We start from the raw sequence: 25,883 nt of genomic DNA, 5'->3' as shown, positions 1-25,883 counted from the left end.
TACTACACCTGGCACGTGACCTTCATCGAAAACTCCCCATTGACCCGAACCACGAAAACCCGGGCATGGCCCGGGTTTTCGGAGAGTGCCCCGGAAAGACCCTCGATTGTCAGCGGGTGGCTATGAGGGCCGAGCCGTGGCCGAAGAGGCCCTGGTTCACCGCGATACCCGCGCGGGCGTTGTCCACTTGGCGGCCGTCGGCCTGGCCGCGCAGCTGCCACGTGAGCTCACAGATCTGGGCGATGGCCTGCGCCGGAATCGCCTCACCGAAACAGGCCAGGCCGCCACTGGGGTTCACCGGCACGCGTCCGCCCAATGTTGTCGCGCCGCTGCGCAACAGTTCCTCCGCGCCGCCCGTCTCGCAGAGCCCGATGTCCTCGTACCAGTCCAGCTCCAGCGCGGTGGACAGATCGTAGACCTCCGCGAAGGACAGGTCGGCGGGACCGAGCCCGGCCTCCTCGTACGCGGCGTGCGCGATGGCGGAACGGAACGTGCGCGGCGGGGCCTCGACGGCTACGGCGGAGTCCGTCGCGAAATCCGGCAGGTCGAGAACGGTTTTCGGGAAGGTCGGTGTGACCGTCGACAGCGCCCGGATTCGGACCGGGTCGGCGACGCCGTGCCGACGCGCGTACTCCATCGACGTCAACACCAGGGCGGCCCCGCCGTCGCTGGTCGCGCAGATGTCGAGCAGCCGCAACGGGTCCGAGACGATCGCCGACGCGGCGACCTCCTCGACCGAAACCTCCTTGCGATAGCGGGCATACGGGTTGTTCAGGCCGTGCCTGGCATTCTTCACCTTGACCGCGGCGAAATCGTCGAGCGTGGCACCGTGCAGCGCCATCCGGCGGCGGGCATACAGCGCGAAATAGATGGGATTGGTAGCGCCGAGCAGGTGGAAGCGCAACCAGTCGGGATCATCGCGGCGCTCACCGCCGACCGGCTGGAAGAAGCCCTTCGGGGCGGCATCCGCGCCCACCACCAGTGCCACATCACACAACCCCGCGAGGATCTGGGCACGTGCGTTGGCGATGGCCTGCGCACCGGAGGCGCAGGCGGCATAGCTGCTCGAGATCCGCGCACCCGACCAACCCAGCGCCTGAGCGAAGGTCGCGCCCGAGACGAAACCGGGGTATCCATTGCGGATGGTGTCCGCGCCGGCGATATAGCCGACGTCGAGGTGGTTCACCCCGGCATCGGCCAGCGCCGCGCGGGCGGCGACCAGCCCGTATTCGACGAAATTGCGCCCCCACTTGCCCCACTGGTGCATGCCCGCACCGAGGACGGCGATGTCGCGATCATTCGTGTCAGTCATTGACCGGCCTCCACATCCACACCGTGTGCTCGGCTTCCTCATCGGCGTACAACGTGCCGAGAGTCAATTCGACCGGCATGCCGACAGCGAGGTCGTCCACTGTCAGGCCACGCACGACCTGCCCGAGTATCACCATCTGCTCGACCTCGAGCTCCACTGCCGCAACGACATACGGCTCGAACGGATCGGGCGAGACATAGGGCGCCGGAGGTTTGTACCGAGCGTCCGCATACGACCAGATCCGCCCACGTGTGGAAAACAGATACTCGACGAGCTCGGAGCCATCCCTCGAACCGGAACACTGCGGATTCCGACAGGCCAGCGTGTTCCGCGGGAAATACGGAGTGCCGCAATCCTTACAGCGACTTCCCTTCAGACGCACCACGCCGTCGTCCGCAGTGAACCAGTCTGCTACAGCGGGCCGTTGTTCTTTCTGCACAGCCCGACGGTATAGGAACACGTTCTACTTTGGGGCAGAATTCCGCTCCAGCAATCCGCGGGCGGAGGTACGGTGAGTTCGGATCGAGGACGCCCCGACACCCTCGAGTCGATCGGAGTACCACAACGCGATGGGCGCTAAAGCCATTGATCCACAGACAATCCGCAACGTCACCATTATCGGCGATCCCGACGAGACGACCCGAGTGGCCAACCTCCTCCGCCGCCGCTCCGGCCAGCCCGGCTCCGGCACCCTGGTCACGGTCGTTTGGACGACAGACCGCGTCGAGCACACGATTCGTATCACCGAGCTGTCGACCCACTCGCCCGTCGCGGACCTGGAGCGGTCCATCCGCCTGGCCGACGGTGTGATCGCGGTCGTGAACGCCGCCGCAAACCCCACCCCGCGCCTCGAGACGATGTTCCGGGTCGCCGACGACCACCAGGTCGCCCGCCTGTGCCTGATCAACGGACTCGACCACCCCGCCGCCGATTTCGACCGCTGCGTCCGCACGATCGCCGACACCCGCGGCGCGGTCCCATTGACTCTGCAGATCCCCCTCAGCGCCGACCCCACTGTCGAAGGCGTCATCGACCTTCTCCCGCTGTGGGCACTCGAACCGCTGGCCGCCGAACTCTACGGCAGCCATTGGGAAGTCACCGAGCGGTGGTACAGCAACCTCGTGAAAACGGTCATGGAACAAGCCCACTCGGGTCCGAATACCTCCCCTGCCGCGTGCGATACTCCGCTCGACCAGTTGCATCACCGCATCCGCTACCTCACCCGCATCGGTGAGGTCGTACCCGTCCTATGCGGTGCAGCGCCCGCGAGCGATGACATCGCCCCGCTCCTGGATGCCATCGCCCGCTATCTGCCCTCCCCCATGGATGTCTGCCAACCGGAACACGCCCTCGACTATTGAGGCACGCCGGTCGCGCCGGCCGTCAGAGCGTGCGGGACAGCCGCTTGACGGCGCCCACCACGTGAGCCTCGACCAAGTAATCGAAACCATGCGCGCCACCGGAGCCGATATGAGTTCCAGGTGCAAGGCAGACCTCCACCGGTGGGCTTGCTGTCGACGTCCCGGTCGACTCGGTCGAGAGTCGACCAACTGTTTCGGTTGCGCAGGCCGTTGATCTGTCGTGTGACGCAGGTATGCAGAGAGCGTGGGCGTCATGGTCTGACATGGACGGCGGGGATATTCTGGCTGGTGCCCCACGGGGTTAGGTCACGAGTAGCCGATGGTCGAGAGCGATCCGTTCCAGACACAGCGTGATGTTGGTGTTGATGTCGTCACGGAGTTGAGTGCTGCCGGTTTCGACGATGCGCAGGAGATCGGGCGGGGCGGTTTCGGTGCGGTGTATCGGTGTACCCAGCGTGCCGTGGATCGGACCGTGGCGGTAAAAGTACTCACCCGCGAACTCGACGAGAATCGGGAGCGTTTCCTTCGCGAGCAACGTGCGATGGGGCAGCTGACCGGACACCCGAATATCGTCGACGTGCTCGAGGTCGGTGCGACCGTGAGCGGACTGCTCTACCTGGTCATGCCATACCACCCCCACGGCTCCCTCGACGCGCGCATCCGCCGCGACGGTCCGTTGTCGGTGGCAGCAGCGCTGCACCTGGGGGTGAAGATCGCGGGTGCACTCGAAACAGCGCATCGAGCCGAGATTCTGCACCGCGATATCAAACCCGGCAACATCCTGCTCACCGATTATGGCGAACCCGCGTTGACCGACTTCGGCATCGCCCACATCGCCGGCGGATTCGAAACTGCGACCGGTACAGTCACCGGTTCACCGGCGTTCACCGCGCCGGAGGTCCTCGGTGGCGAGGCCCCAGGCCGAGCCTCGGACGTGTACGGACTGGGCGCCACCCTGTTCTGCGCACTGACCGGGCATGCGGCCTACGAACGCCGCAGCGGTGAACAGGTGGTCACGCAATTCCTGCGGATCACGCAGCAACCGGTCCCCGATCTACGCAAAAACGGCACGCCAGACGATGTGTGCACGGTGATCGAGGCGGCGATGTCGCGCGACCCGCGGGAGCGTCCCACCGCGGCGGAATTGGGCCGGCAACTGCAGCAGGTGGAGCACAATCATGGTTTCGCCGTCGACGAGATGGCGTTGCGCGGCGCGGCAGGAGTCGAGCCGGTATCCGCGGTGACGTCGGTTTCGATGGTAGGCAACAGCGTCGGGAACCTTCCCTTCGAACTCACCAGCTTCGTCGATCGACGGACCCAGGTGGCCGACGTCAAGAATCTGCTGGCCGGGTCGCGCCTGGTGACGCTGACCGGAATGGGCGGGGTCGGCAAGACCCGGCTCGCCCTGCGTGTCGCCCACAAGGTGAAGGCGGATTTCGCCGACGGCGTGTGGCTGGTCGAGTTGGCGGATCTGCGGGATGCGACATTGGTGGTCGACGTCGTGGCCGCCGCCCTCGGTCTGCGCAACCGCAGTGCCAGGCCCATGCTCGAGGTGATGGCGGAAACACTGGCCCCGCACAATCTTCTGCTGGTGCTCGACAACTGCGAACAGGTGATCGACGCGGCCGCGACACTGACCGAATCGCTGCTACGGACCTGCCCGCAGCTGCGGATTCTCACGACCAGCCGCGAGGCCCTCGGTGTGGGCGGGGAATCAGTGTTCGCGGTGCCGCCCTTGGGAATTCCCGATCCAACCGACAAGCCGACGCCGCGCGCGGCGGCACGCGACGACGCAGTGACCTTGTTCGCCGAACGCGGTGCCGCGGCCGTGCCGGGCTTCGAGGTCACCGGTGACACCAGGCCCACGGTGGCCCGGATCTGCGCCCGCCTGGACGGGTTACCGCTGGCGATCGAGCTGGCCGCGGCCCGATTGCGGACGATGTCGCCCGAGCAGATCCTGTCCCGCCTCGACGACCGCTACGACCTGCTCACCCGCGGCAGTCGCGGCGCCCCGATGCGCCAGCAGACCCTGCGCTGGTCCATCGGCTGGAGCTATGACCTGTGCACGCCGGTCGAACAGCAGCTGTGGAATCAGCTGTCGGTATTCGCCGGCGGTTTCGAACTCGACGCCGCCGAACAGGTGTGTGGCACCGACCTGACCGAGTCGGAATTGCTCGATGCGCTGTCCGCGCTGGTGGACAAGTCGATCCTGATCCGCGAGGAAACCGATGGCACGATCCGCTTCCGGATGCTCGAGACCGTCCAGGAATACGGTAGGGAAAAAGTCGAGGAGGGCGGCGAATATCCGGAATCGGCTCGGCGGCACCTGGATTGGTGCGAGCGGCTGGCGCTGCGAGCAGACGCCGAATGGGTCGGTCCGCACCAGCTGCAATGGGTTACCCGGTTGGAGCGGGAACTGCCGAATCTGCGCAAAGCGATGGAATTCGGCCTGGCCGAGTCCAACGATTGCACGTTGCGGATCACCGCCGCCCTGCACATGTTCTGGACCCTGCGTGGACGGCTCAGCGCGGGCCGCCGCTGGTGCGAGCGCGCGCTCGACCACACGACCGCTGCGCCGACCACCGACCGGGCCAAGGCACTCTACGTAGCCAATGTGACGGCCGCGATGCAGGGTGACCTCCCGGTCGTCACCGACACTCTGACACAGCTCCGGACCCTGGCCGAGCAGACTGCCGAGCCACTGGTCGGAGCCCTACTCGCCCACGCCGAGGGAAATACGTGTCTTGCGGGCGGCAACGGTGATCTGGCTCATGCAGGTGCCCTCCTCGCCAGTGCCGTCGACAGCTACGAAGCATCGGGAAATCTGAAACGTCAGCTGGATGCCCGCATTTCGCTCGGATGGGCCTACGCACTGCACGGGGATACCGAGCGGGCGCTCGCGGACCTCGACAAGGGGCTCGCAATCACCGAATCCACCGGTGAGAAGATGCTTCGTTCATGGTTGTCGTGGGCAGCGGGATTTACGGTGTGGCGAACCGATGATCCCGAGCGCGCCGTGCACCTGCTCCGGCAGGGGATTCGATCCGCTCGGCTGGTGGCAGATCCGCTCGTCGCTGGGGCCTGTCTGGAGACGCTGGCCTGGATCCTGGCCGACCAGCACAATGCCCGCCGCGCCGCGGTCCTGATGGGTGCCGCGGATTCGCTGGGCCGTGTTACCGGCGGCTCCGCACTCATGTTTCGCGATTTGTACGTCTACCGTGACGAATGCCTCCGGTTCAGCCGTGGGGCACTCGGCGAACGAGAATTCGAGGCGGCTCGCCAGGAAGGCGCCGCGATGAGTTTCGATACCGCGGTGGGCTTCGCACTCGGCGAGCGAGCCGAAGCCACCGAGTCGGCCTCCCGGTCAGCAGGGAACCTGACCAAGCGCGAGCGCCAGGTCGCCGATCTCGTTGCCCGAGGTCTGACCAATAAGGCGATCGCCGCCCGGCTGGTGATTTCTCAGCGCACCGCCGAGGGACACGTGGAACATATCCTGACCAAACTGGGCTTCACCTCACGAACACAGATCGCCGCATGGGCTGCCGAGCACCACAGCCGGCAACCGGGCGCCACGGAACTCGGAATGCATTCTGCCGCAACACCCTTCGAAAACGACAACTGATACTTTTCGCGCCGTTTCTACCGGGACGCCGAGTGGTGATCAACTACCGGACGACGGATGGCCGCTGCTGACACGGTTGTTATGGGCGCCTCGACCGGGGAGTGCTTTTGTCGATGCGCCCATACGACGAGAACGGACGATCAGCGGGACAGCTGTCACCACTGCGTCGTGGTAGGGGCGGCGGATGATGGCGGTTCCGCGAGTCTCGACGTTGTCCAGACGCTTGTGGAACAGGCCGATCACAAACCTGAAGAACGGGCGGTAGTCAGGGGGGATTTCACCGATCATCCGTTCACCTTCGACGAGTGAGGCGCGCGCGGAACTCGCTGTGGCCGACAGCAACGCCCTCACTCCGGGGGTGTCCAGTCCCTGCTCCAAGTCCGCCCGCGTCACGCCGTGCCGGTCGAGGTCGGAGACCGGCAGGCACAGCCGCCCGTCGCGCAGGTCCTCGAACACGTCGGTGAGGAAGTCCGCGCGCTGCGACCCGTCCGCGAGCAAGCGGGCGAAAGGCATGAATTTTCGGTCCGGGGCCAGGCCCGGCGCAACTTCGACGGCGACCAAGAAAGACGGGAGTACAACTGTGTCGACGTAGCGCTGGTAGTCGGCTTCGTGAGCGAATCCGGGAAAGTCCAGGTCGATACGAGTCCCCTGCAAATACGAGTCGATCCAGGTGCAGGACAGATTCAGGAGACCGGCGGAGTGCAGATACGGACGTAGCATCTGATGCTTCGAACTGCCGGTATCCAGGGCCGTCCCCACCTCGGCGGCCCATTCCTCGAACCGCTGTGTCCGCCCCTCGACAGGGCCGCGGTCGCACAGGTCGTCGGTGTAGCGCACCAACGCCGCCGCCGCAAACATGTGCGGCACGCTCTCCGGCGGAATCAACACCCGCAGCGGCACCCAGGAGGAGAAATCTCTGCGCCGAAAATACTGTGCGGCAGCCGAATAGTCGGCACGCGCCGTACGGTCCCGCACACCTGCCGCATCCAAACAACGTCGCCATGAACGCACGAGCACCTCCAGATCGACTGTCACACAAGGGATCCCGATCGTATCCCGTCTCCCGCCTCCAGGCATGGGAAAGCGTGAGCGAACCAGTCGATGAGATCCTCGAGAGCGCCGCCGCAGTGTCGCGAATCGATCGTTTACTTTCCTCAGCACAAGCGGTCGACCCGAGACCAGGACGGCTGTCGTCGTCATCGTGGCAAAGTTTGCCGGACGCAAGGTTTTCGGTCTAACTCCACACCATCACCGCCGACGTCGCCGAAACCGCCCGCGGGCGCGACTGCTGTCCGGAGGATCGTGACGAGGCAGTTCCGGGTTGCGGAAACCTGCTGCGGCCGAGGGTGTCTCGCACCGAACGGGCGATGGTTCGCGCTCACCACCCCGCACCGAGCTCTCGGCGACCGAAGCGCACCTACACGGCAGTCCCTCCCGGTTCGGAAATATCTGGTGGAGTTGCGCTTTCGCTGGGTGGGAGTTCGACGGCGATGCGCAGCAGCGAGGCGACGATTCCGGCGGCGGTATCGACGAACCGGTCTCGGTCGATCTTCAGGCGCCCATCGGTCCAATCCAGGTAGAGCGCGGTGAGAGCGCCGGCGAGGGCGGTGCCGAGGACGGCGAGGTTCTCGTCGCTGCTCGAGAACAGGTCGGTCCCGGCGGCACCGAGGATGGCGGCGAAGGCCCGGATCGCGGCTGGCGTTCTGACGGTGGCGTGCCAGCGCAGCGTGTCGTCCGCGAGCGGTTCGCGCAGCAGCACGCGCGCGCGGCGAGGGTCCTCCGCGAAGAAGTCCGCACAGGTCTGCAACGCCGAGCGGATGGCGGCACGGGGATCGGCAGCAGGCGCGACAGCGATGACATGGTCTCGCAGACCGGATTCGACACGGTCGTAGACCGCGGTGATCAGCGCTTCCCGGCTGTCGAAGCTTTCGTAGAAATAGCGCGGGCTCAGGTTCGCCTGGCGGGTGACGGCCCGCATCGTGACGGCGGCGGTGCCACCGGTGCCGAGCAGTTCGAGCCCGACGTCGAGGAGTTGTTCACGACGCTCGTCGGATCGGTCCCGCAGTGTCTGTCCACGCCACAGTTTCGGGGCATTCACCGGCCCATCCTCGCTCCGGGAATATGCATCACCCATATTGACATCACCTGATTCTACATGAATCATGTGATTCCACATTGAGTGTGGAGCGTGGCCCGCACCGCTGCCGGGGCGCGGATCATGGCGAAAGGGTGTCCCATGTTCAACGACGAACAGTTTCAGCAGGCGCTGCGACGGCCTCGATTGTCGAAGCCGGTACCGGAGTTCCTGCAAGCCAACCGGGCCGTGCCGATCCGGGCCATCCCGGAATCCGACCTGCAGGCCACGACCGAACAATGGTTCGCGGAGTTCGAACACAAGCTGGAGTTCTACGGCAAGCTCGACATCGACCTGAGCTGGCTGCTGGAGTGGGCGAAGAAATACTGGTGGAGCTTCCTGGTGCGCGACATGAGCATCAACGACCAGCTCTACACCCCGGACGTGCGCTACACCGACGTCACCACCTTCGGACGCACCATCGTCGGCATCGACGAGTTCGTGAAGTACAACTTCGCCTTCTTCGACGCGATCCCGGACTGGCGCTACGACCCCGTGCCTGGTCAAGCCTATCTGGACGTGACACCGGAAGGCATGGTGCGCACCGTGATCCGATACATCGGTAGCGGCCACTGGAGTGGCCCGCTGCGGCTGTACCCCTACGACGACACCGCGCCGACGCTGTACGGCGACGGGCGGTTCATCCAGTGCCCTGCCGTGGATCGCTACCACTTCGACCACAACGGACTGATGTGCGAGGGCGAAACCCTCTACGACGCTTTCGATGTCACCCAGCGCGCCGGCATCCTGCCCCGTGACGGCAGCTGGCAGTTCCGGGCCCTGCTCGGCACCTCCAAAATCCCCGCGCTGCTCAGCCGCTTCGGCAAACGGGCATAGTACGCATGTCACACGGCGCGGTCGGCAGGTCGCTGCCGGGTTTCAGTGATCGGGAACGTCAGCGCACCAAGGGATGACGGCCAGTGCGGCGCGAATATCCAACGCTCGCCGCGGGTTTCGAGTCCGGTGAAGCAGCGTTGCAGCAAATCGATGGTGCCCGTCGGCACACCGGGCTCGACAACGAAACGTCGACACCGACCCGGCCTCCCATACCCGAGTCGAACTACTCCAAGGTGCTCAATCCCCGAGCGGCTCCCGAGCGGCTCGCGCCCGAGCACATCACCGACGCGGTCAGCTACACAGTCGGCCGGCCCCGATGCGTAGCTGTCAACGAAATACTCGTGCGCGCCGCCGATCAGAGCTGGCAGGCGGCACGCGACAATGCCCGACGCCGGGCCGGCCACACTGGAACGCGCGGACATCCACGTCCGGGTTCCGCAACGCGTCGACGGCGTCTACCCGGACCTCATTCACGCTGAGGACTGGACCGCGGCTGTCGACCGGTGCGGGGAATGGATCAGCGACCGTGATGCACTGACTTACGCGCGCGAGTTCTGTCTCTTCGGAACTGCCGACGAGGTGCGAGCGGGAATTGCCCGCGCGGCCGATGCGGGGGCAACACGGGTTCTGCTGCAGCACGTCGGCTCCTACGACCTGCCGTACGAGATGATGGATAGTTTCTCGGAGGCTTGTATGTCATGAGGTAGGAGTGGCGAGGTGGGCGCACGGAAGAACGCCGCTCGTTGCGCTGTCCGGCTGCGGTGAGGAGGTCCACGCAGGAGTCGATCGGGGCCGGCTGCGGGTATTCGGCCGCATCGATTCTCGACCACCGCCGACGATCCGAAAGCAGGACCATCGGATCATCCGGCGGCACCCTTCGGCCCTTGGACAGCGGGCACGCACGACGCAGGCTGGGTCATAACCACACCAGGAACCAGGAGGTCAGCCATGCCGCACCACGTCGACCCATTCGCGCCAGCCGTGCAGACCGCGCACAACTGGGTGCGCGCTGTCGCCGACAGCCTCGATACCGACGACAGTGTCTTCGCCTACCGGGCGCTGCGCGCCTGGATGCACACTGTGCGCGACCGCATCAGCGTCAGCAGCTCGGCGCATCTGGCCGCGCAATTGCCCGAGTTACTGCGCGGGGCCTACTACGAAGGCTGGGTCCCCAGCCATGTGCCGGTCCGCCATGACACCGCCGAATTCGTCATGGACTTCGCCAGGGCGGCGGGCATCGACCGGGACGGCGTCGGCCCGGTCGCGGGTGCGGTCACCGTCGCGTTGTCGGACCTGTTCTCTCCTGGCCAGATGAACCGCATCTTCGCCGTCCTGCCGATGCACCTGTACAGCGCACTGTGCGGCGCGCAAGTGCCGGCCGAGGAGTCGGCATTCGATTGGCAGCCGGTCGCCGAACGCGAGGTCGACCCGCTCACCGATCTGAGAGACCACGTCCAGGCCCTCGGTGCCGCCGTCGCGGTACTGGCGCGCGGCCTCGAGCGACTGCCCGCCGACGAACCCGGCACCGACCGAGCGACGCAGGCGGCCCAGCAGGCACACCGCATTCTGCTTGCGGAAGGACTGGTCGGCGCCGACGCCCGGCGGCGCTGACATGCGGTTCAGGCGACCTTGACCGAGCTGGCCCGCGCCGGGATTGCCACCGGATAGTCCCGTTACCTTCTTCGAGGCACTCAACGACGGCTACTGCCGCCAAGCCGGTTCCGGCTTCTTGCCCCTACTTGATGCCGAATGGCCATTGGGGAGACGTCCCCGCGGCGCGAGCACGCCGACCTCAGCCATCAACGTATTGCGCAATGATTGCGCAATACGTTGACAACCTTGCGCAAATCGCGCACAGTATGTGTCACCAGTCACGCTGAGAGAGGGCGGTAGCAACCGTGGCGCCGACATTGACCGAGGTAGCGCAGCGCGCCGGAGTCTCGCTGTCCACCGCATCGCGGGCGTTCAGCGCTCCGGATCGCATCGGTCCGGACACGCTGGCGCGCATCATCGCGGCGGCCGACGAGATCGGATACCGAGCAGCGACCCCTACCCACGCGGGCGCGACGCGGTCCATAGCGAGCACCGTCGCCGTCGTGGTTCCAGACATCACCCATCCGGTGTTCGCCAGTTTCGTCAAGGCTGCACAGGCGCAAGGATGGCATCGACGGCAGACCGTGCTCCTCACCGATACCGACGGCAGCGCCGACCGTGAACGGGAGATGATCGGCGAACTGCAGGGGCGGGTCGATGCGCTGGTGGTCTGCGCGCCGCGGCTCCCGGCCGCGGACATCGCCCAGCTCGCCGGCGACACCCCGATCGTTCTCGTCAACCGCCTCTCATCCGGATGCGATTGCGTGGTAGCCGATTCCGAGGACGGCATTCGACAAGCCATCGATTACCTCGTGGCACTTGGCCATGAACACCTCGCCTATGTCCAGGGATCGCAGCAGTCGTGGTCGAATGAGCGCCGCGTGGCAGCGGTCGAGGAATTGTGTGCCGCCCGGAATGTGCAGCTGAGTGTGCTCGGATGGCAGCAGGAAACACTCGCCGGCGGGCACGCTGCGGCCGCCAGCGTGATCGCCACGGGCGCCAGTGCGGTCATGACACACAACGACCCGATGGCCATCGGTGTCATGAACGGTGTTCGGAAGATGGGCCTGTCCGTCCCCGATGATCTGAGCATCATCGGAATCGACGACTCGCCGCTGGCCGAGCTCGCCCATCCCGCGCTGACCAGCGTCAACGTCCCCATGGCACGAGCCGGCGTGCTCAGTTTGGACCTGGTGCACCGGCGTGCCGCCGAACCCGATACCGAACACCGTGAGGTCCATCTGCCCACCCAGCTCGTCGTCCGCGCATCCAGTGGACCCACGCGCGACCGGATGTTCCACCCTGGAAACAAGGATGCACAGTGAAGATCGTCATCGCCGACCGCAACCTGCTCCCACATCGGGCGCAGTTCGATAGCACGTTGCCCCGCGCGGCCACGGCTTCCTGGCACCCTCGATTCGACGAGACAGCCCTGATCGCGGACCTCCGCGACGCCGAGGTCTATGTCGGCGGCACGTTCACCCCCGCGATGGCAGCGGCCGCCCGGGAACTGCAGCTGCTGCACGTCGCCGGCGCAGGCACCGACGGGGTTGCTTTCCACGCCCTTGCACCACAAGTGCAGGTGGCCAACACCTTTCACCATGAGCAGTCGATCGCGGAGTATGTCGTGGCGTCGACAATACTGCTGCGCCGTAGTTTCCTCACCCAGGACAAGGCCCTGCGCAGCGGCGTCTGGGCGAGTTCGGTATACAACGACACGCTGCCCCAGCCACCCGCATTGAACACTGCGCGCGTGGGCTTCGTCGGCTTCGGGCACATCGGCAGGCAGAGCTGGCGCATGTTCGAGACGTTCGGCGCAGTCGGCAGTGCGGTCACCGGTCGCGGGCAGCTCGACGCCACCGCCGAAGGCTTGCAGTGGGCGGCGGATACGTCACAACTGGACCGACTGCTCGAGGCTTCCGATGTGCTCGTTGTCTCCGCGCCGCTCGACGAACGCACCCGCGGCATCATCGGCGCGCATGAGCTCGAACTACTCGGCCCCGACGGCGTGCTCATCAATGTCGGACGCGGTCCCCTGGTCCAGGAACAAGCCCTCTACCGGGCGCTGTCCACCTCGATCATCGCCGCGGCTGCCGTCGACGTCTGGTACGACTACCCGCGCATCGGCAGCGTCACAGCGCCCTCGGCGCTGCCGTTCGGCGAGTTGCCCAACATCTTGATGACCCCGCACTCCTCGGGACTCACCCAGCAGACCTTCATCGGCCGGACCGCCGACATCACCGACAACATCGGCCGCCTGCACCGCGGCGAGGCATTGCGCAACACCGTGCGACCCGCGGTCGGCTCGAAGGAAGTTCACGCATGACGGACAAGATCATCGCGGCAGATGTGCTGGTATGCAGTCCCACCCGGAATTTCGTCACGCTCAAGATCGCCACCGCGGACGGCGTGATCGGGTACGGCGACGCGACCCTCAACGGCCGCGAATTGTCGGTCGCCTCCTATCTGCGTGACCATGTCGCTCCCCTGCTGATCGGTCGCGACGCTGATCGGATCGAGGACATCTGGCAATATCTCTACCGCGGGGTTTACTGGCGGCGGGGACCGGTCACCATGGCCGCCATCGGGGCGGTCGATGTCGCGCTCTGGGATATCAAGGGAAAAACCCTCGGCCAGCCCATCTATCAGCTGCTGGGTGGGGCCGTTCGGGACCGGATCCTCACCTACACCCACGCCACCGGCTGGGATGCGAACGCCCTGCTCGACTCGGTCGATGCCAAGCGGGAGTTGGGATTTCAGGCAATTCGCGTGCAATCCGGTGTCCCCGGACTGGATTCGGTGTACGGCGTGCACCGGGATGACGCCGGCTACGAACCGGCCAGTCGCGGCGCGCTGCCGATCGAAGAGATCTGGGATACCGACGCCTACCTCGACCACGTGCCGCGCATACTCGAAACAGTACGCGAACATGTCGGTCCCGAGCTGAAACTGCTGCACGACGCCCACCACCGCCTGACCCCTCAGCAGGCCGCCCGACTGGGCAAGGCGGTGGAACCGGTGAACCTGTTCTGGCTCGAGGACGTCACGCCGGCGGAGAACCAGGACGCGTTGCGGCTGGTACGCCGACACACGACGACCCCGCTCGCGATCGGCGAAGTTTTCAACACCATCTGGGACTGCCAGCACCTGATCACCGAACAGCTGATCGACTTCATCCGGGTGGCCATCGTGCACGCCGGCGGTATCAGCCATGTGCGGAAGATCTTCGCCCTCGCCGAGGTCTACCAGGTGCGCGGCGGTCCGCACGGCCCGTCCGACGTCTCGCCGATCACGCTGGGCGCCAGCCTGCACCTGGGCCTGAGCACACCGAACTTCGGGATCCAGGAATACATGGGCTACGACCCGCTGGTGAGCGAGGTGTTTCCGCACGCCTGGTCATACGCGAACGGCCATCTCGCGCCCGGCGACGCACCGGGCACCGGGGTCACGGTGGATGAGGAACTTGCCGCGAAGTACCCCTACCAACCGGCCTACCTGCCCGTCGCGCGCCGCCGCGACGGCTCGATGACCGACTGGTGACGACCATGACCGAACCTCTCCTGTCCCGCACCAGCATCGCCGCGTCCGAGCTCATAAACCCTTATCCGCCAACCGAAACCGGGATCGTGCATCTGGGCTTGGGTAACTTCCACCGCGCACACCAAGCCGTCTACACCGCCGCCGCCCTACGTCACGAACCAGGACCGTGGGGAATCCTTGGCGTCGCCAACCGCTCGTCCACCATCGCCGACGCTATGCAGACACAAGAGCTGCTCTACAGCGTCGTCGAAATCTCCCCGGACGGCGCGCAGGTCCGTATTCCCGGCACCCACACCGGAACACTGGTCGCCGACCAGGACCCCGACGCGGTGGTCCGTGCCATTGCCGCGCCTGCGACGAAGATCGTCACCATTACGGTCACCGAGCACGGCTATACGGTCGCACCGGAAACCGGGTCGCTGGACATGGACGCCGAGGTGGTCCGCCGCGATCTCGTGCCAGGGGCCGCGCCGCGCACCACCATCGGGCAGATCGCCCGGGGGCTGACCGTTCGAGCGCTGACGCATGGCACCCCGATCACGATCGTCAGCTGTGACAATCTGCTATCGAACGGTCGCCAGACCGAGCGGCTGGTCCGCGAATTCATTGCAGCCGGACACGTTGCCGTGCGCGCGGAGGTGCAGACCTGGATCGACGCGAACGTGAGGTTCCCGAATTCCATGGTGGACCGGATCGTGCCCAGCGGTGGGGCCCGATACAACCGGACAACGCTCGCGCACCTCGGTGTACGCGACGCGATCGCCGTGCCCGCCGAACCGTTCACGATGTGGGTCCTCGAAAACCGTTTCGCCGCAGCACGTCCCGCGTGGGAACACGGTGGCGCGCTGTTCACCGATGATGTCGAGCCCTACGAACTGATGAAGCTGCGCCTGCTGAACGGCACACATTCGCTGATCGCCTACCTCGGCGCCCTCGACGGACACGCGACCATTCCGGACGCGATCGCGCAACCGTTCATCGAAGACGCCGCCGTACGTGTCCTCGACGACTATCTGCCCACCGTCACAGTGCCGGACACGATGAACATCGACGACTACATTCAGCAGCTGTTCTCCCGATGGTCCAATTCCGCACTCGGACACCGCACGTCGCAGGTCGGGTCCGACGGTTCGGTCAAGCTCGCCCAGCGGGTACCGCTGCCCGCACTCGAACACCTCGGGCGCGGCCGGCTACCGCAACACCTCGCCCTCACCGTCGCCGCATACCTGTGCTGCGTCGCCCCCCGACCGGGTTTCACCCCCGGGAGCCACGCTCGCGCCATGCGCGATCCAGCTCGACCACGTTTGGCCGAGATTTCCGAAAAGGCCACGTCCACCACGGAATTCGTCCGCTCGGTCTTCGAGACCGGCGGCATCTTCCCCACCTCCCTTGCCGCGCATACCGATTTCCTGACCAGGGTCGCGGAATTCATCGACATCCTTGTCCGACATGGCCCGGTGACCGCCGCGGCCGAGGCCGCAGACCCGGCCATCACCCTCGATACCTCCCGCTGGACGCGGGGATCCGACTCCTCTCTCCACCTCTGCTACGGGGCACCGTCGCCTCGTTAGGAACCACGCCATGAACGCCACGATCAACGCCCCAACTACTCTGGTGCACCCCGGCCGGCAAGCCGACCCGGCAACTGTCCGCCGCGCGGCCCTCGCCGGGCTCATCGGCACCACGCTCGAACAGTACGACTTCGTCATCTACGGCACCGCCTCCGCGCTCATCTTCAACAAACTCTTCTTCCCCAACATCTCCCCCACTGCGGGCATACTCGCCAGCTTCAGCGCCTATGCCGTCGGATTCCTCGCCCGTCCCCTCGGCGGCCTGTTCTTCTCCCGCCTCGGCGACCGACTCGGCCGCAAGTACGTCCTGGTCGCCACGCTCATGCTGATGGGTGGAGCCACACTCGCAATCGGCTTGCTTCCCACCTTCGAGCAGGTCGGTGTGCTCGCACCGATCCTGCTCGTCGCCTGCCGATTCCTGCAGGGCTTCGGGTCCGGGGCCGAACAGTCCGGTGGCGCAACACTTTTGACGGAGACCGCACAAATCGGAAAACGTGGCAGACTCGCGGCACTGATCATGACCGGTGCGGCATCTGGTACCGCACTCGGCGCGCTCGCCTGGATCGCCGCGCAACTGCTGCCCGACGAACAGCTCATGTCGTGGGGCTGGCGGTTGGTGTTCATCAGCAGTATCGCGGTCACTATCGCTGCATTCGTCATCCGCCGCAAACTCCATGAGAGCCCCGTATTCCAGGAACTCAAACAACACCAGCAAGGCCCGCGGACACCGGTACGGGAAATCTTCGCGAACGGAAAGAAGCCGCTGTTCATCGTCATGTTCATGACGATCGGCATCAGCGCACAGTCCTACACCTACCAGGTCTTCATGCCTTCGTTTCTCAAGAACAACGTGCACGTCGACCCCACCTTCATTCCGAAAGTTCTCTTGGCGGGAGCGATCTGCGGCGGCATTGCCGCTTACGGATTCGGTTGGCTGTCCGACCACGTCGGACGCAAACCGGTGTACATCTCGATCGTGGCCGCGCTCGTCGTCCTGCCCATCCCGACATTCCATGCACTGGGCACCGGCTCGCATCTGCTGATCGCCATGGTCATGATCGTCGGATTCATGCTTGCCTGTCAGGGCGCGGTCGGCGTCACCATGAGCTATTTCCCCGAAATCTTCGGATCCCACTACCGCTATTCCGGGGTCACGCTCGGCCGCGAATTCGCCTCGATCTTCGGTGGTGGCGTCGCCCCGCTGCTGTGCGCGGGGCTGGTCTCGGCATTCGGTGGCTCGTGGATCCCGGTCGCGGTCTACATGATGATCATGGCAGCCACCGTGGTCACCGCATCGACGCTCGCACCGGAGACCCGCGACCGCGATCTGACCATCGCACGCAACGCCACCGACCGACCGGAGGTCGCCGCATGAACTCATCCGTTATCGCGGTCCTGCGAGCCGAACACGCCGACCGGTACGCCCCCGTGGTGGAAGTGCTCGGCAACAACGGCGTCCACGCGATCGAGCTGACCCTGAGCACCCCTCACACGCTCGAAACACTGAGCGCCCTACGGCAATCCGCGCCCGAGGGAGTCGAGATCGGCGTCGGCACGGTAACGACGGTCGAACACGCCCGCGCCGCCATCGACCTCGGCGCCGCATTCCTGGTCACCCCGATCACCGACCGCCAGATCATCTCTGTCGCAGTCGATTCGGGTGTTCCCATCTATCCTGGTGGCTTCACTCCCACCGAATTGTGGGCGGGCTGGAGCGTCGGTGCGACCGCGGTGAAACTGTTTCCCGCCAACACCGTCGGACCCGATTACATAGCCCATCTGCGCGGTCCGTTCCCCGGCATCCAGGTTGTGCCCTCGGGCGGCATCGATATCGACGCAGTGCCGAAATGGCTCGCGGCGGGGGCCTGTGCCGTCAGCCTCGGCGGACCGCTGCTCGGGGACGCGCTGCGCGGTGGGGATCTCGCCGCGCTCGCGACACGGTGCCGTCGTCTCGCCGAGGTCACTGGCGCGGTGGCAGTAGTGCCGCGATGACCGCAGCATCGCATAGCGAAGCAATGACGGGTGGCGCCTCGGTCACGGGTCGAAGCGTGGTGACCTTCGGTGAAACGATGGCACTGTTCGGGGCGGTCGGCACCGGTTCGCTCGCCCACACCCCGACCGCGCAGCTGGGAATGGGCGGGGCCGAATCGAATGTCGCGATCGCCTTGCGCAGGCTGGGCGTCGAGGTGTCCTGGTTCGGTCGGCTCGGACACGACAGCATGGGTGACCTCATCGAACGCCAACTCCGGGCCGAAGGCATCACCGCCGGCATCATCCGCGACCGCGACGCCGCCACGGGACTCATGGTGAAAGAACGCCGGACCGCGACCACGACCCGGGTCTGGTATTACCGCACGGGCAGTGCCGGCTCGCGACTGTCGATATCCGACATCCCGGAGCATTGGCTGGAAGAAGCGACTTTGCTGCATATCACCGGCATCACGCCCGCGCTGTCCGACTCCGCACGCGAGACCACCCTCGAATGTGTGCGCCGGGCAAGGGCACTCGGTGTTCCGGTGTCTTTCGATCTCAACTATCGCGGCGCCCTGTGGTCACCCGAGCAAGCGCGGCCGGTCTATCGACAGCTGATCGCGATGTCGGACATCGTCTTCGCCGGAGCCGACGAGGCCGCGATCGCCGTGGGCGCCGCAGAACCGGTCGGACTCATTCGACGGCTGCGCACCCTCGGTCCGGCCGAAGTCGTCATCAAACTCGGCGACCGCGGGACGATCGCCGACATCGACGGGATCCTCCACACTGTCGCGGCCATCCCGGTCAGCGTGGTCGACTCGGTAGGTGCCGGGGATGGATTCGTGGCCGGCTATCTGGCCGAACGCCTGGCTGGGAAACCGTCCGCAGAACGCCTGCAGACCGCCGTCACCGTCGGCGCCTTCGCATGCACCGTCCCCGGCGACTGGGAGGGCATGCCGCGGCGCGACGAACTCGGCCTGCTGACCGTCGGCGAACCTGTCGCGCGATGAAAACCGGCACCGCAAAACCTGATTGGACATCGAGCATGCCTACGAAAGAACCCACGCACGCCGACATGCCGAACTCGGCACTGGCTGTCGTCGTGCACGCGGCCGGGGACCTGCGCGTCGAAAAGGTCGATGTCGCGGTACCGAAGCCGGACGAAGCGGTGCTCGACATCGCCTACGGCGGCATCTGCGGATCCGATCTGCACTACTGGCAGCACGGAGCGGCAGGCGAATCTATCCTGCGCGCACCGATGCGTCTCGGACACGAAGCATCCGGCACTGTACTGATTGCCGCGGCGGACGGCAGCGGGCCCGCCGCTGGGACACCGGTCACCATTCACCCGGCCACCCCGGGTGGCGATAGCGCACGGTATCCGGCGGACCGGCCGAACATTTCGCCCGGCTGCACCTACCTCGGCAGCGCCGCCCGCTTCCCGCATTCGGACGGTACCTTCATCGAACACCTGACCGTCCCCACCCGCATGTTGCGTGCCCTGCCCGGCAACCTGGATTTGCGTACCGCCGCTCTGGCCGAGCCTGCCAGTGTCGCCTGGCATGCAGTTGCCCGAGCCGGGGAGGTCACCGGGCGAACCGCCCTCGTCGTGGGCGCCGGTCCGATCGGCACTCTCGTGGTAGCCGTGCTCAAACGGGCCGGCGCGGCCCATATCACCGCGGTAGACCTGCAGGATTACCCACTGTCGATCGCGCGCCGGATCGGTGCAGATCAGGTGATCAACGCGAAGGATACCGACGCGATTTCGGCGACCGAAGCCGATATCACCATCGAATGCTCCGGTCACCACACCGGCCTGGCATCGGCGATCCATGGCACCGCGCGCGGCGGCCGAGTCGTAATGGTCGGCTTGTTGCCCACCGGCGATCAGCCTGTGCCGATCTCCCTCGCGATCACCCGCGAACTGGATCTCGTCGGCTCATTCCGGTTCAACGACGAAATCGACCAGGTCGTCGGAGCGCTGGCCGATGGCTCGCTGGCCGTCGAGCCGATCATCACCGCTGAATACGATGCCACCGAAGCTCTCGCCGCATTCGAGAAGGCCAGGGATGCAACAGCATCGAGTAAGGTGCTGCTCCGCTTCTGAACGCTCGCAACGTATTCAGCGGCGAGCTCCATCGTCGAATCGCCCCGATTCCGTGCCGAACTCGTCGACCAACCGATCTCCCGGCCGCACAGATGACCTCGACCGCGGCGGCCGGTTACACCGCTGGCTGGGCTGCGGTGCTGGTCTTTCGTCAGACGATACGACAATTCGGTGAGGAGTTGTCGACGATCACTTGCGGGCCGCCACTAAGCGGACGACCGCCCCCACTGCGCCACAACGAGGATCCTCCGCGGCGCGATGGTGATCGGGATGTGCTTGTCGGTCGACTACGTCAAGGGAACTGCCCTGCGCTGACGACAACTCCGCGAACTCGGAGCCAAACCTCCAGTACGGTGGTCGAACGGCGCTGAGCGCCATCCGGATCCAGGACGCCGGTCGGAAGAGCCGAGAGAGGCAATTGATGGCCCTGACGAATACCTTCGCTGTTATCCAGACCGTTGTGCTCGCCGCCTGGTTCGGCGCCATGGTCTATTCGATCGTCGTGGTGCAGCAGTTCCAGCTGCGCGCCGACGATCCGGATGAGTTCGAGGAGGTCGGCCAGCTGATGGCCAGCGGCTCGCGGCGCAGGATTCTGCGGCTGGCCGTGCTGATCGCGATCTCCGGAACCGGCCTCGCCATCAGCCGCGCCACCGACACCCCGGGGCCGAGCACCGAGTGGATCGTCCTGATGTGCGTCAAGCTCGGGCTGTTCGTCATCGCCTGTAGTGCGTTCGCGTACCAGTCCTGGTGGGTGTGGCCGAAGCGAATCTTCGCGCTACCCGCGGAAATGCCGGGGGTTCGGCGGACTTTCCTGATCACATCGCTGGTGATGACCGTGGTGTTGGGCCTGATTCTCGCCATCGACGTGATCGCGGCGACCGCGTAGGGTCAGGCGCCGCCCGCCATCGCGGACAGGATGGTCACCGACGAGCCCGCCCTGACGGCCGTTGCCAGTCCTTGCTCGGTCCGAATGTCGTTGTCGTCGACATAGACGTTCACGAACCGGTGCAACTTTCCGTCGGTGACGATGCGGCCCCGCAGGCTGCCGTATCGGGATTCGAGGTCGGCGATGACCGCGCCGACTGTATCCCCCGACGCTTCGATGCGCTTCTCGCCACCGGTGTGGGAGCGCAGCACCGTCGGAATACTGACCGTGACCGTCATCGGAACGTGTCCTTCCTGCACCGGTTCTCGAATCCGTCTCGGATAGTACGCCCGGAGCAAAGATTCGGCATAGAGTCGAGCAAGTGCCATCGGACGGGAGAGGAACCGCTTGTGATCGACGAGTACGACGTCGTCGTCGGCGGCGGCAGTCTCGCGGGATGTGCGGCCGCAATCAACTTCGGACGAAGGGGCTTTCGCGTCGCCGTGCTCGAAGCGCACCGTGACCCGGCCTTCTACAAGCGATTGTGCACACATCTGATCCAGCCGACCGCGCTACCCGCGGTGCAACGGCTGGGGCTCGATACCGCCATCGAGGCAGCGGGCGGCGTTCGGATGCACACCTCGTTCTGGACGCCGGCCGGCTGGGCGCACGAGAGTGACGTCGCCGATCTCGGTCGGCACGGCTACATTCTTCGTCGATCGGTACTCGACCCGCTCATCCGTGAAATGGCTGCGGCAACACCCGGCGTGGACCTCGTACTCGGCGCCAAGGTGCGGCAACTGCACCGGTCGGGCGAGCGGATCGACGGTGTGGTCACCCACATCGATGGCGCGGAGCGGATAGTGCGCGGACGCCTGGTGGTCGGTGCGGACGGCGTGAATTCCCGTATCGCCGAGGCGGCTTCGTTGTCCGCGCGTTTGTCACCGAACCGGCGGGCCAGCTACTTCGCCTACTTCCGCAATGTGCCGATTCCGGAGGGCAACTTCCGGGTCTGGTTGATGCCACCGGATGCGCTCGGCCTGATCAACTCCGATGACGGCCTCACGCTCGTATCGATGCTGGTCGACAAGCAGCGTGTGTCCGACCTGCTCGCGGGTAGGGAGGACTACTTTCGGCGCCGGTTCGCCGAACTCCCCGACCCGCCGGATCTGTCACGGGCAGAACGGGTTTCCGACATCATCGGAACGAAAGACCGGCCCAATGTGACGCGGCGGCGGATCGTTCGCCCGGGTTTGGCACTCGTCGGCGATGCCGCACTGGCCGCGGACCCGCTGCGCGGGGTCGGCTGCGGTTGGGCGATCGAGGGTGCCGAGTGGCTGGCCGACGCGACTTCCGACGCATTGGCCAGCGGTGAACCGGGCAGCCTGGATGCGGCATTGCGGCGGTACCAACGCAGACATCGGCGGCAGTTGTGGCCGCAGCAAGCGGTGTTCAACCGCAACAGCCGCCAGGCGGCACCACCACCGCCGGTTCGCAAGTTGTTGGCGACCGCTGCCGCGGATTCGTATGTGGCCGAGCGGTTCTGGCCCGTCATCCAGCGAACGGCGTCCGCCAAGACATTGCTGACGTGGCGGGTATTCGCGGCCATGCGCCGGGCCGGGGGCGGCCGACTCCACGGCTGGCGCATCCCCGAGCCGACCACGTCACCTTCATCCCGTTCCGAACTCTTCATCGACCAGATCGAATAGTTCGTCGTCGGTGACCGAGTCCAGTTCGGACCTCGTTTGATCGGCCGCCGCCCGGCCCGCCCGCATATCGCTTTCGAGGCGAGTCAGCGTGCGGCGGACCGACTCTCGTTCCGTCTCGTCCGTCAGGGATCCGAGCATGGTTTCGATTTGCTGGAGGGCACCGCTGATCCGGTCCAGCGGCGACGGCGCCGACCGGGTCACCAGGTTGGCCGAAATATATTGCGCGACAGCGTTCGGCGTCGGATAGTCGAAGACCAGCGTGGAAGGCAAGCGCAGCCCGGTGGACTGCGCGAGCCGGTTGCGCAATTCGACAGCGGCGAGTGAGTCCAGCCCGAGTCCGGTGAATGTCGTTGCCGGATCCACTCGGTCGACATTTGCGACGACCGCGACATGTTCACCGACCATCGCCAGCACGGCTGTCACGCGCGCATCGTCGTCCAGGCCAGCCAGCCGCACCGCGAGTCCCGAACCACGTTGCGGCACTTGCGGTGTCAGAGTTCGCAGCATCTCGTGGCCGGATCCGGTCCGCAGCACAGCCGGGTTGATCCGTGTTGCCACCAGTACCGGTTGCTGGGCCGTCAGTGCGGTGTCGAATAGTGCCAGGGCGGATTCGGTGTCCAGTGACGTCACGCCGAGGCGCTGCCAGCGCGCGAGGTCGGCCCGGGACAGACCAGCGGCCATCCCAGCCTCGGCCCACGGACCCCACGCCAACGACACCGCAGGCAGTCCCGCCGCATGGCGGTCCCGCGCCAACGCATCCAACTCCGCATTCGCCGCCGCATAATTCGCCTGCCCCGGCGTACCAAGCGTTCCGGCTATCGACGAAAACATCACGAACGCCGAAAGATCCAACCCACGGGTCAGCTCGTCGAGATTTCTGGCACCTTCCACTTTCGGCGCCCAGACCCGCTCGAACTGCTCGACCGTCAACGACACAACAGTCGCATCATCGAGCACACCAGCGGCATGGATCACCGCCGTCACCGGCGGATCGATAACAGCCAACACGGCCGCCACCGCATCCCGGTCTGTCACATCACACGCCAACGGCCGATAGACACCGGCACTATCAACATCGGTTGTCTGCGGCGAAAGATCACCGTGGCGTAGATCAGCGGCGGCAACAGCGGTGTCAGCACTGCGACTCAACAGCGCCAAATGCCGCACCCCGTGTGCCTGCACCAAATGCCGCGCCAACACCGAACCCACCCCACCGGTCCCACCGGTGATCAACACCGTGCCGCCACCCCAATCGATCTCCCCCGATACCGGCGCGGGCACACGTGCCAACCGCGGCACCAACGCACCACCCTCACGCCACAACACCTGCCAATACCCCGACGCCACAATCGCATCCCAATCCGTCTGCTCCGGATCATCGGTATCGACCAGCACAATCCGACCGGGATACTCCGCCCGCACCGACCGCACCAAACCCCACACACCCCCGACCTGCTCCCGCGTCCACACCACCAAACACGAATCCAACTCCCCCGCAAGAAAATCCTGCACTCCGCCCAACACCGAAACGACACCCGCACTACCGTCCAACAACCGCACCGGCGACGACACCACCCCGACCGGTAACTCCACACCAACCCAGTCCAACTCGAACAGCACGTCGTTGCGGGTGATGCTGGGGCTGGTGAGCTGTGGCGCGTCGACAGCGCGATAGACGAGTTTGTCGATCGACACGACCGGTGCACCGAATTCGTCGACCGCGGTGATGGTCCATGCCGACTCGCCGCCGTCGGCGACTCGTACCCGCAGGGCTGTCACTCCGGCCTGGTAGCGGCGAACACCGTTCCAGCTGAACAGCATTCGCCCGCTGCCGGTGCCGTCGACGGAGACCATCGCACCGCCGTGCACCACGGCGTCGAACAGGCCCGGATGCAGCCCGTAGGCGGTGGCATCGCGGTGGATCCCGGGGTCGAGGGCGACCTCGATGTACAGGTCGCCGTCGCGAGTCCACGCCGCTTGCGCACATCGGAAGGTCGGGCCGTAGTCGAACCCGACTTGGGCCAATCGAGCGTAGATCTCGTCTACGCCGATCGGCTGCGCACCGGGCGGCGGCCAGGTGGCGAGGTCGTCGAATGCGGCGAGGCCGGAATCCGCGGCGGTGATCGATCCGCGGGCGTGGCGGGTCCAGTCGGCGTCATCGGTGTCGGGCCGTGCATACACCGCGACCGGCCGAGCACCGGATTCCCCTGAGGGACCCACGGTCACCTGGATCTGCACTGTCTCACCGGCTTCGAAGGTCAGCGGCACCTCGCAAGTGAGTTCGTCGAGGTAGTCGCAGCCGACGTGTTCGCCAGCCCGCAGCACCATGTCCACGAATGCTGTTCCCGGCACGACGACCACATCGAGCAACACGTGATCGGCGATCCACGGATGGGTCTGTACGGACATCCGTCCGCCGAATACATGCTCGTCTGTTCCCGCCACCGCGGTCTCGCTGGTGAGGATCGGGTGGTCGAATCCGGTGCCGTGGGCTGGTTGGGGGTCGAGCCAATAGCGTCGATGCTCGAACGGATAGCCGGGCAGATCAACCCGCCGCGCACCCTGACCAGCGAAGAACCGACCCCAGTCGACATCGACACCAGCACAATACATTTCACCGACCGCACGAACCAGAGTTTCGACCTGACCACGCCCCCGACGCTGAGTCGCAACCACCGCCTCCGCATCGATCACACCCGCCAGCACCGCATCCGGACCGACCTCGACAAACCGAGCACCACCCACCCCCCGCAACGCAGCAACACCATCAGCGAACCGCACCGGCTCCCGCACCTGCCGCACCCAATACCCCGGATCAGCCAACAACTCCGACTCGAGCCGGCCGGTCACATTCGACGCAATCGGAATCCGCGGGTATTGCCACCGGACTTCCGCACACACCGCGGCGAACTCACCGAGCATCGGCTCCATCAACACCGAATGAAACCCGTGACTCACCATCAGCCGCTTGATCCGGCGGCCAACCCACCGTGCCTCGAGTTCAGCGATCCCCGCCTCCGGACCCGACACCACCACCGAACCCGGCCCATTGAACGCCGCCACCGAAACCCCCACCGGCAAATCACCCACGGCGGCAAGAGCATCGACGCCTGTCACCGAGCCGACGACCACCGCACCGACCTCACCGCCAGTACCGGTCTCGACTGCCAGCATGGCCCCACCCACCGCAAGCCCAGCCATCAACCGACCACGAGCAGTCACCAAACGCACCGCATCCCCGAGCGACAACACACCCGCCAC

Annotated in this window: 21 protein-coding genes and 1 pseudogene; 16 read left to right on the top strand and 6 right to left on the bottom strand. The window is 65.7% G+C overall.

The annotated features are described in order from the left end of the window. Positions 1 to 109: 109 nt before the first annotated feature. The gene (locus AB0L58_RS12815) at positions 110 to 1,312 is read right to left on the bottom strand and encodes a lipid-transfer protein (RefSeq protein WP_364385746.1); all 1,203 of its coding nucleotides are present in this window, start codon (positions 1,310 to 1,312) and stop codon (positions 110 to 112) included. After that, positions 1,305 to 1,751: an OB-fold domain-containing protein gene (locus AB0L58_RS12810; RefSeq protein ID WP_364385742.1), complete on the bottom strand. Its 447-nt coding sequence runs from the start codon at positions 1,749 to 1,751 to the stop codon at positions 1,305 to 1,307. The genes AB0L58_RS12815 and AB0L58_RS12810 overlap by 8 nt, the downstream gene beginning before the upstream one ends. Positions 1,752 to 1,881: 130 nt before the next feature. On the opposite strand from AB0L58_RS12810, the gene AB0L58_RS12805 reads away from it, so the two are divergent. The 3 genes and pseudogenes from AB0L58_RS12805 to AB0L58_RS12795 all read left to right on the top strand — a co-directional run bounded on the left by AB0L58_RS12805 (position 1,882) and on the right by AB0L58_RS12795 (position 6,295). Next, positions 1,882 to 2,673, top strand: a complete 792-nt coding sequence (locus AB0L58_RS12805; RefSeq protein ID WP_364385739.1) for a GTP-binding protein — start codon at positions 1,882 to 1,884, stop codon at positions 2,671 to 2,673. Positions 2,674 to 2,719: 46 nt separating this feature from the next. Next, positions 2,720 to 2,852: pseudogene (locus tag AB0L58_RS12800) on the top strand (L-serine ammonia-lyase, iron-sulfur-dependent, subunit alpha); the annotation flags it as partial. A 140-nt stretch (positions 2,853 to 2,992) separates the two neighbouring features. Next, positions 2,993 to 6,295 (top strand): protein kinase, encoded by a 3,303-nt coding sequence (locus AB0L58_RS12795; RefSeq protein WP_364385736.1) that lies wholly within the window; start codon positions 2,993 to 2,995, stop codon positions 6,293 to 6,295. A 39-nt stretch (positions 6,296 to 6,334) separates the two neighbouring features. Here AB0L58_RS12795 and AB0L58_RS12790 read toward each other — a convergent pair whose 3' ends face one another. Together AB0L58_RS12790 and AB0L58_RS12785 are read right to left on the bottom strand one after the other, a co-directional pair. After that, the gene (locus AB0L58_RS12790) at positions 6,335 to 7,495 is read right to left on the bottom strand and encodes a squalene/phytoene synthase family protein (protein WP_364385733.1); all 1,161 of its coding nucleotides are present in this window, start codon (positions 7,493 to 7,495) and stop codon (positions 6,335 to 6,337) included. Positions 7,496 to 7,712: 217 nt separating this feature from the next. Further along, positions 7,713 to 8,393: a TetR/AcrR family transcriptional regulator gene (locus AB0L58_RS12785; protein WP_364385730.1), complete on the bottom strand. Its 681-nt coding sequence runs from the start codon at positions 8,391 to 8,393 to the stop codon at positions 7,713 to 7,715. A gap of 138 nt (positions 8,394 to 8,531) precedes the next feature. Between AB0L58_RS12785 and AB0L58_RS12780 the strand changes: the two genes are divergently transcribed. From AB0L58_RS12780 to AB0L58_RS12725, 12 genes are all read left to right on the top strand, one after another. Then, positions 8,532 to 9,266, top strand: coding sequence for a nuclear transport factor 2 family protein (locus tag AB0L58_RS12780; RefSeq protein WP_364385727.1), 735 nt, complete (start codon positions 8,532 to 8,534; stop codon positions 9,264 to 9,266). Between the two features lie 381 nt (positions 9,267 to 9,647). Beyond that, a complete protein-coding gene (locus AB0L58_RS12775; protein ID WP_364385724.1) occupies positions 9,648 to 9,968 on the top strand; it encodes a hypothetical protein in 321 nt (106 codons plus the stop codon). Between the two features lie 246 nt (positions 9,969 to 10,214). Beyond that, positions 10,215 to 10,877, top strand: a complete 663-nt coding sequence (locus tag AB0L58_RS12770; RefSeq protein WP_364385721.1) for a DUF2267 domain-containing protein — start codon at positions 10,215 to 10,217, stop codon at positions 10,875 to 10,877. 287 nt (positions 10,878 to 11,164) lie between these two features. Then, a complete protein-coding gene (locus tag AB0L58_RS12765; RefSeq protein ID WP_364385718.1) occupies positions 11,165 to 12,184 on the top strand; it encodes a LacI family DNA-binding transcriptional regulator in 1,020 nt (339 codons plus the stop codon). Next, positions 12,181 to 13,185, top strand: a complete 1,005-nt coding sequence (locus tag AB0L58_RS12760) for a 2-hydroxyacid dehydrogenase (RefSeq protein ID WP_364385715.1) — start codon at positions 12,181 to 12,183, stop codon at positions 13,183 to 13,185. Before AB0L58_RS12765 ends, AB0L58_RS12760 begins: the two co-directional genes overlap by 4 nt. Beyond that, positions 13,182 to 14,399, top strand: coding sequence for a D-mannonate dehydratase ManD (gene manD, locus AB0L58_RS12755; RefSeq protein WP_364385713.1), 1,218 nt, complete (start codon positions 13,182 to 13,184; stop codon positions 14,397 to 14,399). The genes AB0L58_RS12760 and manD overlap by 4 nt, the downstream gene beginning before the upstream one ends. Before the next feature lie 5 nt (positions 14,400 to 14,404). Next, positions 14,405 to 15,970 (top strand): mannitol dehydrogenase family protein, encoded by a 1,566-nt coding sequence (locus AB0L58_RS12750; protein WP_364385710.1) that lies wholly within the window; start codon positions 14,405 to 14,407, stop codon positions 15,968 to 15,970. 10 nt (positions 15,971 to 15,980) lie between these two features. After that, positions 15,981 to 17,345, top strand: a complete 1,365-nt coding sequence (locus AB0L58_RS12745) for an MFS transporter (RefSeq protein ID WP_364385707.1) — start codon at positions 15,981 to 15,983, stop codon at positions 17,343 to 17,345. Continuing rightward, complete coding sequence (locus tag AB0L58_RS12740; protein WP_364385704.1) at positions 17,342 to 17,962, top strand: bifunctional 4-hydroxy-2-oxoglutarate aldolase/2-dehydro-3-deoxy-phosphogluconate aldolase; 621 nt, start codon at positions 17,342 to 17,344, stop codon at positions 17,960 to 17,962. Before AB0L58_RS12745 ends, AB0L58_RS12740 begins: the two co-directional genes overlap by 4 nt. Next, complete coding sequence (locus AB0L58_RS12735) at positions 17,959 to 18,951, top strand: sugar kinase (RefSeq protein ID WP_364385701.1); 993 nt, start codon at positions 17,959 to 17,961, stop codon at positions 18,949 to 18,951. The genes AB0L58_RS12740 and AB0L58_RS12735 overlap by 4 nt, the downstream gene beginning before the upstream one ends. Positions 18,952 to 18,986: 35 nt before the next feature. Beyond that, complete coding sequence (locus AB0L58_RS12730) at positions 18,987 to 20,048, top strand: L-idonate 5-dehydrogenase (protein WP_364385698.1); 1,062 nt, start codon at positions 18,987 to 18,989, stop codon at positions 20,046 to 20,048. A gap of 421 nt (positions 20,049 to 20,469) precedes the next feature. After that, complete coding sequence (locus AB0L58_RS12725) at positions 20,470 to 20,934, top strand: hypothetical protein (protein ID WP_364385695.1); 465 nt, start codon at positions 20,470 to 20,472, stop codon at positions 20,932 to 20,934. A gap of 2 nt (positions 20,935 to 20,936) precedes the next feature. Here the strand turns inward: AB0L58_RS12725 and AB0L58_RS12720 are convergent, their stop codons facing one another. After that, a complete protein-coding gene (locus AB0L58_RS12720) occupies positions 20,937 to 21,212 on the bottom strand; it encodes a MoaD/ThiS family protein (protein ID WP_364385692.1) in 276 nt (91 codons plus the stop codon). A 111-nt stretch (positions 21,213 to 21,323) separates the two neighbouring features. Between AB0L58_RS12720 and AB0L58_RS12715 the strand changes: the two genes are divergently transcribed. Further along, positions 21,324 to 22,622: an NAD(P)/FAD-dependent oxidoreductase gene (locus AB0L58_RS12715; RefSeq protein ID WP_364385689.1), complete on the top strand. Its 1,299-nt coding sequence runs from the start codon at positions 21,324 to 21,326 to the stop codon at positions 22,620 to 22,622. Here the strand turns inward: AB0L58_RS12715 and AB0L58_RS12710 are convergent. Further along, the coding region (locus AB0L58_RS12710) for an SDR family NAD(P)-dependent oxidoreductase (protein WP_364385686.1) at positions 22,584 to 25,883 on the bottom strand (3,300 nt) is incomplete at its 5' end. The genes AB0L58_RS12715 and AB0L58_RS12710 overlap by 39 nt on opposite strands.

It is taken from the genome of Nocardia sp. NPDC052112 (genome assembly GCF_040680135.1).
GTDB lineage: Bacteria > Actinomycetota > Actinomycetes > Mycobacteriales > Mycobacteriaceae > Nocardia.
Note: the sequence above shows the minus strand (reverse complement) of the source record. Positions and strands in the feature narration are given on the sequence as shown.

Excerpts from the sequence above, each read along its gene's own strand:
- AB0L58_RS12790 (WP_364385733.1), bottom strand. The coding sequence starts at position 7,495 with ATGACGACGACAGCCGTCCTGGTCTCGGGTCGACCGCTTGTGCTGAGG.
- AB0L58_RS12735 (WP_364385701.1), top strand. The coding sequence starts at position 17,959 with ATGACCGCAGCATCGCATAGCGAAGCAATGACGGGTGGCGCCTCGGTC.
- AB0L58_RS12770 (WP_364385721.1), top strand. The coding sequence starts at position 10,215 with ATGCCGCACCACGTCGACCCATTCGCGCCAGCCGTGCAGACCGCGCAC.
- AB0L58_RS12805 (WP_364385739.1), top strand. The coding sequence starts at position 1,882 with ATGGGCGCTAAAGCCATTGATCCACAGACAATCCGCAACGTCACCATT.
- manD (WP_364385713.1), top strand. The coding sequence starts at position 13,182 with ATGACGGACAAGATCATCGCGGCAGATGTGCTGGTATGCAGTCCCACC.
- AB0L58_RS12725 (WP_364385695.1), top strand. The coding sequence starts at position 20,470 with ATGGCCCTGACGAATACCTTCGCTGTTATCCAGACCGTTGTGCTCGCC.
- AB0L58_RS12750 (WP_364385710.1), top strand. The coding sequence starts at position 14,405 with ATGACCGAACCTCTCCTGTCCCGCACCAGCATCGCCGCGTCCGAGCTC.
- AB0L58_RS12780 (WP_364385727.1), top strand. The coding sequence starts at position 8,532 with ATGTTCAACGACGAACAGTTTCAGCAGGCGCTGCGACGGCCTCGATTG.
- AB0L58_RS12720 (WP_364385692.1), bottom strand. The coding sequence starts at position 21,212 with ATGACGGTCACGGTCAGTATTCCGACGGTGCTGCGCTCCCACACCGGT.
- AB0L58_RS12740 (WP_364385704.1), top strand. The coding sequence starts at position 17,342 with ATGAACTCATCCGTTATCGCGGTCCTGCGAGCCGAACACGCCGACCGG.
- AB0L58_RS12745 (WP_364385707.1), top strand. The coding sequence starts at position 15,981 with ATGAACGCCACGATCAACGCCCCAACTACTCTGGTGCACCCCGGCCGG.
- AB0L58_RS12815 (WP_364385746.1), bottom strand. The coding sequence starts at position 1,312 with ATGACTGACACGAATGATCGCGACATCGCCGTCCTCGGTGCGGGCATG.
- AB0L58_RS12795 (WP_364385736.1), top strand. The coding sequence starts at position 2,993 with ATGGTCGAGAGCGATCCGTTCCAGACACAGCGTGATGTTGGTGTTGAT.
- AB0L58_RS12775 (WP_364385724.1), top strand. The coding sequence starts at position 9,648 with ATGCCCGACGCCGGGCCGGCCACACTGGAACGCGCGGACATCCACGTC.
- AB0L58_RS12730 (WP_364385698.1), top strand. The coding sequence starts at position 18,987 with ATGCCTACGAAAGAACCCACGCACGCCGACATGCCGAACTCGGCACTG.